Raw genomic sequence first — 12,625 nt, 5'->3', positions numbered from 1 at the left:
CATGGCCATCGATCCCCGTGTCGCCTTCGACGAACCCCTCAATGTCACGGTTGCGGAGGGCGTGGTGGTCATCACCGGGCCCGACGCCGCGGCCCTCGCCCTGACGCCCGAGGCGGCCGACACCTCGGCCGAGCGACTGCGCGAGGCCGCCCAGGAAGCGCGGGAGAGCGGCGGCGAGCCGCCCCAGCCCATTGATCTGAAATAGGGCCGGCGCCCTAAGCTTCGCGCGCGATGCGCTTCATGTGCGACGAGATGCTGGCGAGGCTGGCCCGTCTGCTGCGCGCGGCCGGCTACGACACCCTGCTGGCCGCCGACGGCGGCCGCGACACGCCGATGCTGCAGCAGATCAAGGCCGAGGGCCGGGTGCTGGTCACCCGCGACCGCAGGCTGGCCGAGCGGGCCGGACCTTCGGCCGTGCTGCTGAGCCAGGACAAGACGGCCGACCAGGCGGCGGCGCTCGCCGCGCGGCTGCCGATCGACTGGGAGCACGCCCCCTTCACCCGCTGCGTCATCGACAATGCGCCGCTGCGCGAGGCGGACGAGGATGAGGTCGGGCGCATGCCGGCGGACGCCCGGGCGCTCGGCGGGCCGTACCGCGCCTGCCCGTCGTGCGGCCGGCTCTACTGGCCGGGCAGCCACGTCAAACGAATGGCGCGCCAGCTCCACGATCTCGCCCGAATGCGCCCGCAAGCTTGACTGTGAGGGCGGCGCGCACGACATCGGCGCCCATCCGACCTGGACTTGAAAGGGGCGTCCTATGCGCAAGCTGATCGTTCTGACCGCGGCCGCCGCCGCGCTGCTGGTCTCCGCCTGCAACACCGTCGAAGGCCTCGGGCGCGACGTGGAAGCCGCCGGCAAGGCGGTCACCTCCACGGCCTCCGACGCCAAGCACTAAAGACTGGAACAGGGGCCCGCGGACGGCGGTTCGGACCACGAACCCGAAAACCGCGAGGCCCCATGACCAGCTCCAAGCACAGCCCCTCCGGCCACACGCCGACCAGCCTGCCGCGCGACGATCTCCAGGACGATCCGGCGATCGGCGCCTCGCGCGGCACGACGATCTCCGGCGAGGATCCGCACATCCTGCGCGAGGGCGGCGCCAACACCGAGGAAGGCGACGCGCCGAACGACACCGACGCGACGGGCGCGCCGACCCCGCTCGAGCGCCAGAAGGACCATCCGAAGCGCCACTGAAGCGCCACGGCAGAGCTTTTTCTGCGACCTATGCGCCCGGGGCCCTTCCGTCGCCGCCGGCGCGGGCGCATATGGCGCTCATGCGTGAAACCGCTCATCCGATCGGCCCCTCGGTCATGCGGGGCCTGACGGGCCGCTGCCCCTCGTGCGGCAAGGGCCGGCTGTTCTGGAAGTACCTGAAGGTCTCCAGCCGCTGCGAGGCCTGCGACCACGACCTGGCGCGCTACCCAGCCGACGACGGCCCGGCCTATCTGACGATCCTCGTCACCGGCCACCTGATCGTCGCGCCGATGCTGTTCTTCCCGATCGTCTGGGAATCGAACCCGCTCTACTCGCTGCCGATCATCCTGTCGGCCCTGGCGGCGATCACCCTGACGGCCCTGCCGCGCATCAAGGGCGGCTGGATCGGCCTGATGTACGCCATCGGGGTGAAGGACACCGAGGCCCGCTTCCACACCGCCGACGCGGCCGACTGACTCCGGCCGCAGGCCACAGCGCTTCTTCTCCGGAACCTCCGCTTTGGGCCGTCCGTTCTGGAACGGCCAAGTCGGGACGTGACACGAAGGAGAGAAGCGTTGGGCCTTGGCACCATCCTGATCATCATCCTGATCCTGGCCCTGATCGGCGCCCTGCCGAACTGGGGCTACAGCCGCGGCTGGGGCTACTACCCATCCGGCGGCCTCGGCTTGATCCTGGTGATCATCATCGTCCTGGTCCTGATGGGCCGGATCTAGCGCTCGCCTCTTTGGCTTGAGCGCGAGGGCCGCTAGCATCGCCGCAACAGAGCGGGGGATGCATGGCGGCCAGCCAAACGGCAGATGAAGCGGCGCGTGGCGTGACGGCCATGTCGCCGCTTCAGCGCATCAAGGCGATCCTCGGCGGATCGGCGGGCAACCTGGTCGAGTGGTACGACTGGTTCGCCTACTCCTACGCCAGCCTCTATTTCGCCAGGCACTTCTTCCCGCACGGCGATGCGGTCGACCAGCAGCTGCAGACCGCGGCCATCTTCGGCGCGGGGTTCATCGCCCGCCCGCTGGGCGCCTGGCTGATGGGCGTGTTCGCCGACCGCGCCGGACGCCGCACGGCCCTGACCGCCTCGGTGGCGCTGATGAGCCTCGGCTCCTTCGCCATCGCCATCCTGCCGACCTATGCCCAGGCCGGCGTCTGGGCCCAGCTCGGCCTGCTGGCCGCGCGCCTGGTGCAGGGCCTGTCGCTAGGCGGGGAATATGGCGCGAGCGCCACCTACCTCTCCGAGATGGCGGGCCACAGGCGCCGGGGCTTCTGGTCCTCGTTCCACTATGTGACCCTGGTCGCCGGCCAGCTCTTCGCCCTGGTGGTGATCCTCATCCTGCAGGCGGTGCTGGCCAAGCCGGCGCTGGAGGCCTGGGGCTGGCGCGTGCCCTTCGCGGTGGGCGGGCTGCTGGCAGTGGTGGTGTTCTGGATCCGCACCGGCATCGCCGAGAGCAGCTCCTACCTGCGCGCCCAGGCCCAGCCGGAGCGGCGGCGCGGCGACACCCTGGCCATGATCCGCAGCCATCCGCGGGAAGTCGGCGCGATCTTCGTCCTGACCTCGGCCGGCTCGCTCAGCTTCTACGCCTACACGACCTACATGCCGAAATTCCTGGTCAACACCACCGGCCTGTCCAAGGACGCCTCGACCCAGGTGATGGCGGCGGTGCTGGTGATCTACATGCTGCTGCAGCCGCTGGTCGGCTGGCTCTCTGATCGGGTGGGGCGCAAGACCACCATGGCCGTCGGCCTGGGGCTCGGCGCCCTGGCGACCTATCCGGTGATGACGGCGATCGCCGGAGCGGGCAGCGCGGCGGCCGCCTTCGGGCTCGTGCTGCTGCTGATCCTCTGTCACTCGGGCTATGCGGCGGTGAACGCGGCGGTGAAGGCCGAGCTCTTCCCGACCCACGTGCGGGCGCTGGGCGTCGCCCTGCCCTACGCCATCGCCAACGCCCTGTTCGGCGGCACCGCGGAATATGCGGCGGGCTGGCTGAAGAAGGCCGGCCACGAGAGCGCCTTCTACGTCTATGTGGCCCTAGTCATGGCCGCGGCGGCCGTGGTGGCGGCGCGGCTGCGCAACACCAACCGCACCAGCCTCATCGAGGAGGACTGAGGTGAGCCTCGCCCTGCAGCCGCTCGACCTGCTGGCGCTGGCGATCTTCCTGGTCGCCTGGCTGTTCTACGAGCCGTTCCTCACCCAGCTCGGCCGCCGGGGGCGGCTGATCAACACCGACATGACGGTCATCCGCCACGCCTGGATGCGCAACATGGTGGGCCGGGAGAACCGGTTCATGGACGGCCAGCTTCTCGGCCAGGCGCTGAACTCCACCTCCTTCTTCACCTCCTCCAACCTGATCCTGATGGCGGCGATCGGCGGGGCCCTGTTCGGCGGCGAACGGACCTTCCGCTCGGCCTCGAGCCTGGCGCTGGTGCAGACCTCCTCGCGGGTGCTGTTCGAGGCGCAGCTCGCCCTGGTGCTGGCCTGCCTGGCGCGGGGCCTGCTCGACCTGATCTGGACGATCCGCCAGCTCAACTACTGCATCGCGGCGATCGGCGCCGTGCCGGTGCAGGTCCAGGACGAGGAGCACCACGCCTATGGCGACGTGGTCGCGCGGCTGCTCAATCCGGCCCTGAGCTCGTTCAACCGCGGCGTCCGCGCCTACTATTTCGCGCTGGCGGCCGCGGCCTGGCTGTTCGGCGCCTGGGCTTTCATGGCGGCGACGCTCGGCGCGGTGGCCCTGCTCGTCTGGCGCCAGCGCGTCTCGCCGACCGCCCGCGCCGTGGCGGACCTGCGGCGGCTGCTGGAGAAGGCCGAGGCGGAGCGCGCCTAGCCCAGCCCGAGCTCCAGGCGCGCCTTCTTCGTCAGCTTGGCGGCGATCAGCGAGTGCGCGGTGGCGATCCAGCCGGCGGCGTCCTCCGCCTCAAGGTCGTCGAGGTCGACGATCACCCACTGGCCCTTGGCGAGGTAGGGCGCCTGGCGGGCTGGGCCGCCCTCGTCGGTCAGGACGACGAAGCCGATCTCGCTGACCTTGAACGACAGGCCGCCGCGCAGGCCGCAGATGGCGAACACCTTGCCGCCGACCTTGTAGACGTCTGAGCCGCCCCACTGGACGACCTTGGTGGCCGCCGGCAAGGCCAGGGCGACCGCCTCCACTTCCTCGCGCGTCACGCCCCCAAGCCTCCCGGTCCCGCCGCCGTCAGGCGCGGACGCCGACCCCGATGGGGCAGGTCACGCCCGTGCCGCCGATGCCGCAATAGCCGTTCGGGTTCTTGGCGAGGTACTGCTGGTGGTAGTCCTCGGCGTAATAGAACGGGCCGGCGGGAGCGATCTCGGTGGTCACCTTGCCGTAGCCCTTCGCGGCGAGCGCCTGCTGGTAGGCCTCGCGGCTGGCCTCGGCCTCCGCGGCCTGGGCGTCGTTCACCACATAGATGCCTGAGCGGTACTGGGTGCCGATGTCGTTGCCCTGTCGCATGCCCTGGGTCGGGTCGTGGTTCTCCCAGAACAGCTTGAGCAGGTCGCGGTAGCTGACCTGGCGCGGGTCGTAGACCACCTTCACCGCCTCGGCGTGGCCGGTGCGGCCGGAGCAGACCTCCTCGTAGGTGGCGTTGGGGGTGACGCCGTTCTGGTAGCCGGCGGCGGTGACGTAGACGCCCGGGACCTGCCAGAACTTGCGCTCCACGCCCCAGAAGCAGCCCATGGCGAAGTAGGCGGTCTCCAGCCCTTCGGGGTAGGGCCCCTTCAGCGCATGGCCGTTGACGAAGTGGGTATCGGCCGTGGGGATCGCGTGGGCGCGGCCCGGCAGCGCCTCTTCCGGCGTCGGCAGGTCGAGCGACTTCTTGGCGAACAGCATGGGGAACGGGCCTCCTTGGAGGCTCCAAGATAGGGGCTCCGGACGGCGTTTGCACGCACGGCTGACGCCGGGGAACTTCCGTGCCAAGCTCGCATCGAACGCTGTTATGGGAGGAGGTGCGAGATGAGTCCCACCTTGAAGGCAGTGTTGTCGGTCGCCGCAGCGGCCGCGTTGGTTTCCATATCGGTCGGCTCCCGCGCCCTGGCCTCGGGCGGCGGGGGCGGCGGCGGCGGGTTCGAGGCGCCCAGCGCCTCGGCTCCGCAGTACGATCCGGCGGCGGAGTACGCCAAGGCCGTGGCGGCGCTGAACGCCAAGCAGTACCGCGACGCCGCCCGCGCCGCCCAGCACGTCACCGACGCCGTGCCGAAGAGCCCCGACGCCTGGCGGCTGCTCGGCGCCGCCAAGGCCGGCGACAATGACTGGAAGGGCTCCCGGCGGGCCTATGAGCGGGCCGTCAAACTCGCCCCGGACGCGGCGGTCGCCCACGCGGGTCTCGGCCTGGCCCTGGCCAACCTGAAGGACCCGAAGGCGCAGGCTGAGATCGACTGGCTGAAGGCCAAGGCCCAGGCCTGCGGCGACAGCTGCCCGGACGCCGCCAGCCTCAAGGGCATGGTGAGCGCCCTGGAGGCGGCCCAGCAGGGCGCCCGGCCCAGCGCCGCGCTCAGCGGATCGATGCTGTTCGGCGGTCCCAAGGCCGGGGACGCCGCCTACGTCCAGGCGGTCAGCCTGATCAACGAGGGCCGCTACGACGACGCCCTGGCCTCGCTGGCCAAGGCGCAGGCGGCGTTCGGGCCCCACCCGGACATCCTCACCTACGAGGGCTACGCCTGGCGCAAGAAGGGCGAGCTGGACAAGGCGGAGCGCTACTATCGCGCGGCCCTGGCGATCGCCCCGGACCACGTGGGCGCCACCGAATACTATGGCGAGCTGAAGGTGGTGCGCGGCGACCTCGACGGCGCCCGCAAGCTCCTGGCCAGGCTGGATCAGGTGTGCGCCTTCGGCTGCGCCGACGCCGAGGAGTTGCGCCGGTGGATCGCCCTCGGCCACGAGCCGCCGCGCTAGGCCTGGCGATCGCGACCGCCGCCGGGGCGCTCGGCCTGGCGGCGGAGCCGGGGGCCATCCGCGCCTTCCGCTGGGCGGCGCAGGACGTCGACCCGCAGGCCGCGTTCGCCCGGGAGCCGACCGAATGCCTGACCCTCCCGACCGGCCGCGCCGAGGCGCTGAAGGTGGAGGTGGGCCGGGCGGCGTTCCGCACGCCGCTCCTCCTGGGCGGCCAGGCGGCGCGGGCCGGGGTCGCCTGCGAAACCTGCCATGCGGGCGGACGCAGCAACCCGACGTTCCTGTTCCCCGGCGTCTCCGGCGCGCCGGGGACGGCCGACGTCACCGACTCGCTGTTCTCCAGCCATCGTGGCGACGGGATCGACAATCCGAGGCCGATCCCGGACCTCAGCGGCCCTAAGGCGCGGCTGAAGGTCGACCAGTCGCGGGCGAGCCGGAAGCTCGAGCCCTTCATCCGCGGCCTGATCGTCGAGGAGTTCGACGGGCCTGAGCCGCCGCCGGCGGTGCTGGACGGCCTGGCCGCCTATGTGCGCGCGCTGAGCCCGGCCGCCTGCCCGCGCGCGGCGAGCGCGCCGGTGACCCCCTCGCTCTATCTCGAGGACGCCAGGCGGGCGGTGCGCGCCGCCGAGGGCGAGATCGGGAGCGGCGACGCGCCCGGCGCGGTCCTCATGCTCGCCGCCGCCCGGACGCGGCTCGGCCAGATCGACGAGCGGTTCGCGGGCGATCGGCTGGCCGCCGTCCGCGCCGCGATCCGCCGCCAGGACGATCGCCTCGCCGCCGCCCAGGAGGCCGTCCGCCAGGGGCGAGCCGACGCCCGCGCCGGGCTCGAGGCCTGGCTTTCGGACTCCGTCCGGTTGGAGGCCGTGCTCAGGGCGAAGGCTCCCCGATCGCTGTTCGATCCGCGCCGTCTGACACAGGCCTTCAGGCGGCGCTTGCCCGGCTAGGCTTCCTCGCTATATTCCGCGCCTTCCAACGGGGCGGCCTGGCCGTTCCCGCGTGGGGTGAGGTGGCCGAGTGGTTGAAGGCGCACGCCTGGAACGCGTGTATAGGTGAAAGCCTATCGAGGGTTCGAATCCCTCTCTCACCGCCATCCCCATTGAAATACATGGGGATTTACACACCCCGGATGACAAACCCCCGGATTGATCCCCGGGATAGTCAGCTGCGATCGGTCCGAATTCTCGCCGCGGACATCACACCGCAACCTCCAAGCGTGGCTCAAAGCTCTCGAGCGTGGTGACGATGCGCGTTACCGACGGAGCGTCGAAGATGTCGCTGATCCCGTTTGGCGCTTGATCGGTGAACGGCGGCTCGTAGAGGGCTGCCGGATCCATTTTGCCGGATGAGGTCAGGTAGTCGACGATCATCTCTACGAAATGGATTTGGCGCGGCGACAGCGCCGTGCCTGCCAGGGCTTCATTGAAGGCGGTGAGAGCTGCGCGCCGTTCAAGCCCTACCAGCGAGCGGACGAAGTCCGGCAGATCCGGCATCTTGCGGATGCGGTCGAACTCTTCGGTCCCGGCTAACCCTGCATCCAGGAAGAGCTTCTGCAACTCGTCCAGATCGGTCGGCGTCAGCGGCCGGCCCTGGCGGAGACGGACGAGCGTCACGTGATCGGCATGCGCGTCGACATAGGCCCGCGCCTTGCGCCGGAACTGGGCGAGTGACGACGCGCCGCCCAAGTCCAGCAACTCCACCTCCCGTTTGGCGCCCATCACGTCGGCCACGTTCGTGGTGACGACCACCTGCTTGCCCGGCTCGATCAGGCTCATCAGGCCTCGCAGCCGCCGGCGCGCGACCTCGCCGGCCGCTTCAGCGCCTTCCATCTGGGCGTTGAAGAAGTCGAGATTGCCGAGGTAGTCGAAGACGTAAAAATATTCCTTGTCGCTCCGGTTGCCGTCCGCGTCGACGAAGATGCCTTCCCGCAGACGGGTACCCCGACCGATCATCTGCCAGAATTTCGATTTCGAGCGGACGATCTTGAAGAAGACGAGGTTGAGCACGTCCGGAATGTCGATCCCGGTGTCGAGCATGTCGACCGACACTGCAATGTGCGGCGTCTTCTCCGGTACTTCGAAGTCCTCGATAAGTGCGTGGGCGTATCGCACCTGATTGTCGATGAGACGGCAGAAGTGGCCCTTGAACGCCGGATAATTGGCATCGAACCGCTCGACTATGAACTCCGCGTGCCGGTGGTTCTTCGCAAAGATGATCGTCTTGCCTAGGCGGTCGCCGCCGGCCACCTTGAGGCCGTCTTCCATCAGCTGCTTGAGCATCTGGTCGACGGTGTTGATGTTGAAGAGCCAGTCGTTCACGTCCGCAGCGTCGACGCTGTCCGGTGGACCGTCTTCACCCCAGTCGAGAGCGTCCCACTCGTCCTTCTCGTCGTCGGTAAGGTCATCGTAGCGGATGCCCGCGCGGGGGAACTTGAGGGGCACATCGATCGCCTTCGGAGGCACAAGGAAGCCGTCCGATACCGCCTGCTTGAGGTCGTAAGCGTCCGTACCCGCCTTCACCGCGCGTATCGACGCCGGGTCCGATCTCGCTCGTGGTGCAGTGGACCCCGTCCGCCTTGAACCACAGATGCGCGCCGCCCGACGGCGTTCGGACGATGACGGGGGAAAGGGCTTCCCATCCGGGCACTGACGCGAAGCCGTCGTGTTTCACGTCAATATCCAGCACGTCGATTCCGCTGGCAGAGCCGGTCGGAATTCCGATCATTGCGTCAGGATGTTTGGTCCACCAGGCGTCAATCTGTGCGAGATCGCACGTGGCTTTCCTGAACCCCCCACTTCCCGGGACAGGGCGCCCCCCGCCGTCCCGATCAGGACCTACCAGCGGGCTCTTGTCCGCGGGTTTACAGGGAAATACGGGGATGCCTTTAGCCGCGTAGGCGAGCGCCGCATCCTTGAGGACGCCGCTCATCCCTCCTCCTCCACAGCGACGAGGACCACACCGTCCGGGCAGGACACGAGCAGCACGTTCTCGATGAGGGAATGCGCGGCATCCTCCGTCATTCTCGCCGCGGTACGGGAGCATGGATCCCACACCGAGATGCAGTCTCCAGGTTTCAGAACGAGGCCTTGGAAGAAGCCCCACTTGGACCGGATGACGAATAGCGGCGGCTCGCGCTCCGGATCCGGCCGCGCCGCCCCTCGCCGTGCCGAGCGGCTGTCGCTTCGCTGGGCCATAGGTCTCAAGGGTGGCCGTGAATTGCTCCCGGTGCTTCTTGTTCCGCCATTGGGCGGACTTGCTGGCGAAAAAGGCCTCCGCGGCCTCGCGGAAGGTGAGTTGGGTTTTCTGCTGAATGGTTGCAGCGTGGGCTTTTTCCGCCCGCTCGGCCGCCCGCGCTGCGGCTGGGTCCTCGCCCTCCCGCAGACGCTTCCGCATCTCTCTCGCCAGGTCCCGGGCCTCGTCTAGGTCGTAGGTGTGGGCCGGCCCAAGGCCCAGCCAGTGCTCCCTAGTTCTCGGCCTACCACTCGGCTTTAGGAGCGTTCTTCCCCTCTCATCGCGGATGACGCGTTCGTACCGAAACACCCACTGCCGGTTACGCGCCGATCGAACCTCAAGGTACAGGCCGAATCCGTCGCCATACCGCCCTGGCTCAGTCGCTCGCTCAACCTTCTTCAACGTAAGCGCCATCACTCACTCCCGCCGGAAAGGGACCCGGATCGGCCGAACCGACCCGCCCCGGTCGCTCCGGTCCGTTTTCGGTTGAAACCGGTCGCGTGGAAACAGGAATTTCAGGCTATCACGTTGTTTATGTTCAACAAAACTCCGACCTATGTCGGGAGTAGTCGGCGCTTACCGGGCCTTCTCGAACGATATGAGAACGGCCTCTCTCACCGCCAGCGCTCCGAGGGGCGCGGGCGGTTCTTGCCGACATCGCCGCAACCGAGACTGCGTCCGGCCCATTAGGGCCTCAAAGGCGCTTTTCCCGCATGCATGGCTCCAAGCTCGTCGTCCTGGCCGCGCTCGGCGGCAACCTGGCCATCGCGCTCGCGAAGTTCGTGGCCTTCGCCTTCACCGGCTCCTCGGCGGTGCTCACCGAAGCGATCCACTCGCTGGTCGACACCGGCAACCAGGGCCTCTTGCTGCTCGGCATGCGCCGAGGCGCCAGGGCGCCCGACGAGAGCCATCCGTTCGGCTACGGCATGGAGGCCTATTTCTGGTCGTTCATCGTCGCCCTGGCGATCTTCGCGCTGGGCGGGGCGGTGTCGATCTGGGAGGGCGTCGAGAAGATACGCGCGCCCGAGCCCATGCAGCGGCCGTGGATCAACGTCGTGGTGATCGCCGTGGCCATCCTCTTCGAGGGCGCTTCGTTCACCGTGGCGCTCCGCGAGTTCCGCAGCTTCTGGCGCGGCACGCCGCTGTTCCGCTCGATCCGCGGCAGCAAGGACCCGAACCTGTTCGCTGTGCTGCTGGAGGACAGCGCCGCCCTCACCGGCCTCGTCATCGCCCTCGTGGGCGTCAGCGCCTCCGCCTGGCTCGGCCAGACCTGGGCGGACGGGGCGGCCTCGATCCTCATCGGCCTACTGCTGGTGGCCGTGGCGGCCTTCCTTGCCAACGAGACCCGCAGCCTGCTGGCCGGCGAGGCGGCGACGCCGCGGATCGTGGGCGAGGTGCGCCGGGTGCTGGAGGCGGATCCGCGGGTGGCGGCGATCCCGGAGGTGCTGAGCATGCACCTCGGCCCACGCGAGATCCTGTTCGCCCTCACCCTGCATCTCTCCGATGCGCTCAGCCGCGCGGAGATGGAGACGGCGCTGGAGGAGCTGACGGCGAAGGTCCGGGCGATCGACGCGCGGATCACCCGCGTCTTCCTGCGTCCCGCCAAGCCTGCGCAGACGGTCGCCCGGGCCGACGGGCCGGATCAGTGGGCCAGGGCAGCCTCGCCCCTCAGCAGGGCCTCCACGTAGGCGACCATGGCCAGGAGCTGCTCCTCGCCCGCATCATCCTGGATCTCCAGGATCCGGCGCACGAGGACCGCGATGACCCGCGAGCGGTCGCTCGAAGCGCGGGCCAGAGTCAGGAACGTCTCGATCTCGTGCGGCGGCAGGACCGGCGCGCGGGCGGGGTCGAGTTCCAGCGCCACCTCGGACTCGAGGCCGAACGTCTCGGCCATGTCGGCGATGGCGCCGCGGCTCACCTGCACCTCGATGGCCTGGGCGACACCCTCGGCGTAGGGCGCCGGCAGGCCGAGCGGGCGCACCCGCCAGCCGGAGCCGGCCAGCATGCCGGGCAGGATCTCCAGGTCGATCATGCCGACGAGCCGTGTGGCGCCGCGGGCGCAGGCGACCTCCAGGGCGGCGAGGCGGATCTCCGCCTGCGGCTTGCGTCCGGCTCGGCCACGGCAGTGCGGGGCGGCGAAGTAGCGGCTGATCTCCCACACCTCGGCGACCTTCAGAGGCGGCTCGTCGTCGGCGACCAGGTGGGGGAAGATGTCGGCCAGCACCGAGCCCGTCTGCGCCGGCCGCATGCGCATCGAGCAGCCGACGCGCCCCTCCTCGTCCAGGCTCAGCAGATAGACCGCGAGGTGGTCGTCGTAGGGGTCGTATTCGCCGTCGTCGCGGACGGTCATCTCCGTCCAGCCGCGCTCCTCCACGAAGTGGGCCCGGCGCAGGCGGTGCATCTGCGCCAGGGCGTCCGCATAGAGATGTCGGTTCGCGCCGGTGACGACGTGGATCATGCCCTCGAGCCCCCCATGGCTTCGGCGTCGATCACACGCGGGCCGCAGTCTGGCGGGTAGTCGGCCGATCCGCCGACTTGCCGCCCTAGCGGAAGTCGTCGGGGTCGATCAGCCAGCCGCGGCGGGCGGCTTCGAGGATGGTCGGAATGGTCGCCTGATGGCCAAGCTTGGCCTTGGCGCGCTCGAGATGGGTCTTGGTGGTGCCGATGGAGATGTCGAGGATCTCGGCCACCTCCGGCGCCGTCTTGCCGCGCGACAGCCAGGTGAGCACCTGGGCCTCGCGGCGCGTGAGCACCGGGTCGGCCGGGCCGTCGTTCTCCAGTTCCAGCAACTGGACCCCGGCCACGGCGAACATCGAGGAGCAGGCCTGGAGCACGGCGCGGGCCTGGTCGGTGACGTCGGCGTCGCGGCCGGTGAGGAGCACGGCCGAAACCTCGCCATAGGCGCCGTGGATCGGCACCACCAGTCCCTCCGCTCCATTGGCGCGGGCCGTGGCGAAGAGATCGCGGGCCTCCTCGCTGACGGCGAGCGGCTCGACGTCGGTCCAGGTGAAGGCGCGGGTGGCGGAGAACACCGCGCGGAAGGTCGGATCGTAGTGCTGGCGACCGTCTGAGATGTACTGGTTGCGGCCGGCGATATCGCCGAGGCCGAAGAGAACGCGCGGGCGGATTGGACGGCCCGGCTCGGCCATCAGCACGCAGGTGGTCTGTTCGAAACCGAACTGGCTGATGAGGCCCGCGAACCGGGCCTCCAGCTCCGAAAGATTGCTGATCGACCGCGCTTCTCTAAGGAAGCTGAGGGCTTCCCCGTAGCGGTCAGTCATGCG

General features: G+C 69.4%; 17 protein-coding genes and 1 tRNA gene. 12 read left to right on the top strand and 6 right to left on the bottom strand.

All coding sequences use genetic code 11. The features are described from left to right. Position 1 precedes the first annotated feature (1 nt). From DJ017_RS05645 to DJ017_RS05610, 8 genes are all read left to right on the top strand, one after another. Positions 2–205, top strand: coding sequence for a hypothetical protein (locus DJ017_RS05645; RefSeq protein ID WP_111527792.1), 204 nt, complete (start codon positions 2–4; stop codon positions 203–205). A 35-nt stretch (positions 206–240) separates the two neighbouring features. Continuing rightward, positions 241–696, top strand: a complete 456-nt coding sequence (locus DJ017_RS05640; RefSeq protein WP_227000033.1) for a Mut7-C RNAse domain-containing protein — start codon at positions 241–243, stop codon at positions 694–696. Positions 697–757: 61 nt separating this feature from the next. Then, a complete protein-coding gene (locus tag DJ017_RS05635) occupies positions 758–895 on the top strand; it encodes an entericidin A/B family lipoprotein (RefSeq protein WP_111527790.1) in 138 nt (45 codons plus the stop codon). A 62-nt stretch (positions 896–957) separates the two neighbouring features. Then, on the top strand, positions 958–1,194 hold the full coding sequence (locus DJ017_RS05630; RefSeq protein ID WP_111527789.1) for a hypothetical protein: 237 nt from the start codon (positions 958–960) through the stop codon (positions 1,192–1,194). A gap of 80 nt (positions 1,195–1,274) precedes the next feature. Beyond that, the gene (locus DJ017_RS05625; RefSeq protein ID WP_111529985.1) at positions 1,275–1,670 is read left to right on the top strand and encodes a DUF983 domain-containing protein; all 396 of its coding nucleotides are present in this window, start codon (positions 1,275–1,277) and stop codon (positions 1,668–1,670) included. Positions 1,671–1,769: 99 nt separating this feature from the next. Continuing rightward, positions 1,770–1,928 carry a DUF3309 family protein gene (locus DJ017_RS05620; RefSeq protein WP_111527788.1) on the top strand — a complete coding sequence of 53 codons (159 nt, stop codon included), beginning with the start codon at positions 1,770–1,772 and terminating at the stop codon, positions 1,926–1,928. A gap of 110 nt (positions 1,929–2,038) precedes the next feature. Continuing rightward, on the top strand, positions 2,039–3,316 hold the full coding sequence (locus DJ017_RS05615; RefSeq protein ID WP_227000032.1) for an MFS transporter: 1,278 nt from the start codon (positions 2,039–2,041) through the stop codon (positions 3,314–3,316). Between the two features lies 1 nt (position 3,317). Beyond that, on the top strand, positions 3,318–4,034 hold the full coding sequence (locus tag DJ017_RS05610; protein ID WP_227000031.1) for a DUF599 domain-containing protein: 717 nt from the start codon (positions 3,318–3,320) through the stop codon (positions 4,032–4,034). On the opposite strand, the gene DJ017_RS05605 is transcribed toward DJ017_RS05610, so the two are convergent. Continuing rightward, entirely contained in the window at positions 4,031–4,372 is a 342-nt protein-coding gene (locus DJ017_RS05605) for an MmcQ/YjbR family DNA-binding protein (RefSeq protein WP_111527786.1), read from the bottom strand. The two genes, DJ017_RS05610 and DJ017_RS05605, sit on opposite strands and share 4 nt — an antisense overlap. 28 nt (positions 4,373–4,400) lie before the next feature. Further along, entirely contained in the window at positions 4,401–5,054 is a 654-nt protein-coding gene (msrA, locus tag DJ017_RS05600) for a peptide-methionine (S)-S-oxide reductase MsrA (protein WP_111527785.1), read from the bottom strand. A gap of 123 nt (positions 5,055–5,177) precedes the next feature. Between msrA and DJ017_RS05595 the strand changes: the two genes are divergently transcribed. The 3 genes from DJ017_RS05595 (at position 5,178) to DJ017_RS05585 (ending at position 7,203) form a co-directional block, all read left to right on the top strand. Then, positions 5,178–6,116, top strand: coding sequence for a tetratricopeptide repeat protein (locus DJ017_RS05595; protein ID WP_111527784.1), 939 nt, complete (start codon positions 5,178–5,180; stop codon positions 6,114–6,116). Further along, complete coding sequence (locus DJ017_RS05590) at positions 6,083–7,057, top strand: hypothetical protein (RefSeq protein ID WP_111527783.1); 975 nt, start codon at positions 6,083–6,085, stop codon at positions 7,055–7,057. The genes DJ017_RS05595 and DJ017_RS05590 overlap by 34 nt, the downstream gene beginning before the upstream one ends. A gap of 56 nt (positions 7,058–7,113) precedes the next feature. After that, positions 7,114–7,203: transfer RNA gene (locus tag DJ017_RS05585), tRNA-Ser, on the top strand. A 103-nt stretch (positions 7,204–7,306) separates the two neighbouring features. Here the strand turns inward: DJ017_RS05585 and DJ017_RS05580 are convergent. Beyond that, complete coding sequence (locus tag DJ017_RS05580; RefSeq protein WP_165830531.1) at positions 7,307–8,629, bottom strand: type I restriction endonuclease subunit R; 1,323 nt, start codon at positions 8,627–8,629, stop codon at positions 7,307–7,309. Then, on the bottom strand, positions 8,511–9,755 hold the full coding sequence (locus tag DJ017_RS21020) for a bifunctional DNA primase/polymerase (protein ID WP_111527782.1): 1,245 nt from the start codon (positions 9,753–9,755) through the stop codon (positions 8,511–8,513). Before DJ017_RS21020 ends, DJ017_RS05580 begins: the two co-directional genes overlap by 119 nt. Positions 9,756–10,054: 299 nt before the next feature. Between DJ017_RS21020 and DJ017_RS05570 the strand changes: the two genes are divergently transcribed. After that, on the top strand, positions 10,055–11,029 hold the full coding sequence (locus tag DJ017_RS05570) for a cation diffusion facilitator family transporter (RefSeq protein WP_111527781.1): 975 nt from the start codon (positions 10,055–10,057) through the stop codon (positions 11,027–11,029). Here DJ017_RS05570 and DJ017_RS05565 read toward each other — a convergent pair. Both DJ017_RS05565 and DJ017_RS05560 read right to left on the bottom strand, forming a co-directional pair. Then, positions 10,984–11,799: an acyl-homoserine-lactone synthase gene (locus DJ017_RS05565; RefSeq protein ID WP_111527780.1), complete on the bottom strand. Its 816-nt coding sequence runs from the start codon at positions 11,797–11,799 to the stop codon at positions 10,984–10,986. The two genes, DJ017_RS05570 and DJ017_RS05565, sit on opposite strands and share 46 nt — an antisense overlap. An 85-nt stretch (positions 11,800–11,884) precedes the next feature. Next, positions 11,885–12,622: a helix-turn-helix transcriptional regulator gene (locus DJ017_RS05560; protein WP_111527779.1), complete on the bottom strand. Its 738-nt coding sequence runs from the start codon at positions 12,620–12,622 to the stop codon at positions 11,885–11,887. Positions 12,623–12,625 lie beyond the last annotated feature (3 nt).

The organism is Phenylobacterium soli (assembly GCF_003254475.1).
GTDB classification, from domain to species: Bacteria; Pseudomonadota; Alphaproteobacteria; order Caulobacterales; family Caulobacteraceae; genus Phenylobacterium; species Phenylobacterium soli.
The sequence above is the reverse complement of the archived record's forward strand: the minus strand, read 5'-3'. Positions and strand labels throughout refer to the sequence as shown.

Coding starts and splice junctions, on each gene's coding strand:
- msrA (WP_111527785.1), bottom strand. CDS start 5,054: ATGCTGTTCGCCAAGAAGTCGCTCGACCTGCCGACGCCGGAAGAGGCG.
- DJ017_RS05630 (WP_111527789.1), top strand. CDS start 958: ATGACCAGCTCCAAGCACAGCCCCTCCGGCCACACGCCGACCAGCCTG.
- DJ017_RS05640 (WP_227000033.1), top strand. CDS start 241: ATGTGCGACGAGATGCTGGCGAGGCTGGCCCGTCTGCTGCGCGCGGCC.
- DJ017_RS05615 (WP_227000032.1), top strand. CDS start 2,039: ATGTCGCCGCTTCAGCGCATCAAGGCGATCCTCGGCGGATCGGCGGGC.
- DJ017_RS05645 (WP_111527792.1), top strand. CDS start 2: ATGGCCATCGATCCCCGTGTCGCCTTCGACGAACCCCTCAATGTCACG.
- DJ017_RS05565 (WP_111527780.1), bottom strand. CDS start 11,799: ATGATCCACGTCGTCACCGGCGCGAACCGACATCTCTATGCGGACGCC.
- DJ017_RS05560 (WP_111527779.1), bottom strand. CDS start 12,622: ATGACTGACCGCTACGGGGAAGCCCTCAGCTTCCTTAGAGAAGCGCGG.
- DJ017_RS05570 (WP_111527781.1), top strand. CDS start 10,055: ATGCATGGCTCCAAGCTCGTCGTCCTGGCCGCGCTCGGCGGCAACCTG.
- DJ017_RS05635 (WP_111527790.1), top strand. CDS start 758: ATGCGCAAGCTGATCGTTCTGACCGCGGCCGCCGCCGCGCTGCTGGTC.
- DJ017_RS05625 (WP_111529985.1), top strand. CDS start 1,275: ATGCGTGAAACCGCTCATCCGATCGGCCCCTCGGTCATGCGGGGCCTG.
- DJ017_RS21020 (WP_111527782.1), bottom strand. CDS start 9,755: ATGGCGCTTACGTTGAAGAAGGTTGAGCGAGCGACTGAGCCAGGGCGG.
- DJ017_RS05595 (WP_111527784.1), top strand. CDS start 5,178: ATGAGTCCCACCTTGAAGGCAGTGTTGTCGGTCGCCGCAGCGGCCGCG.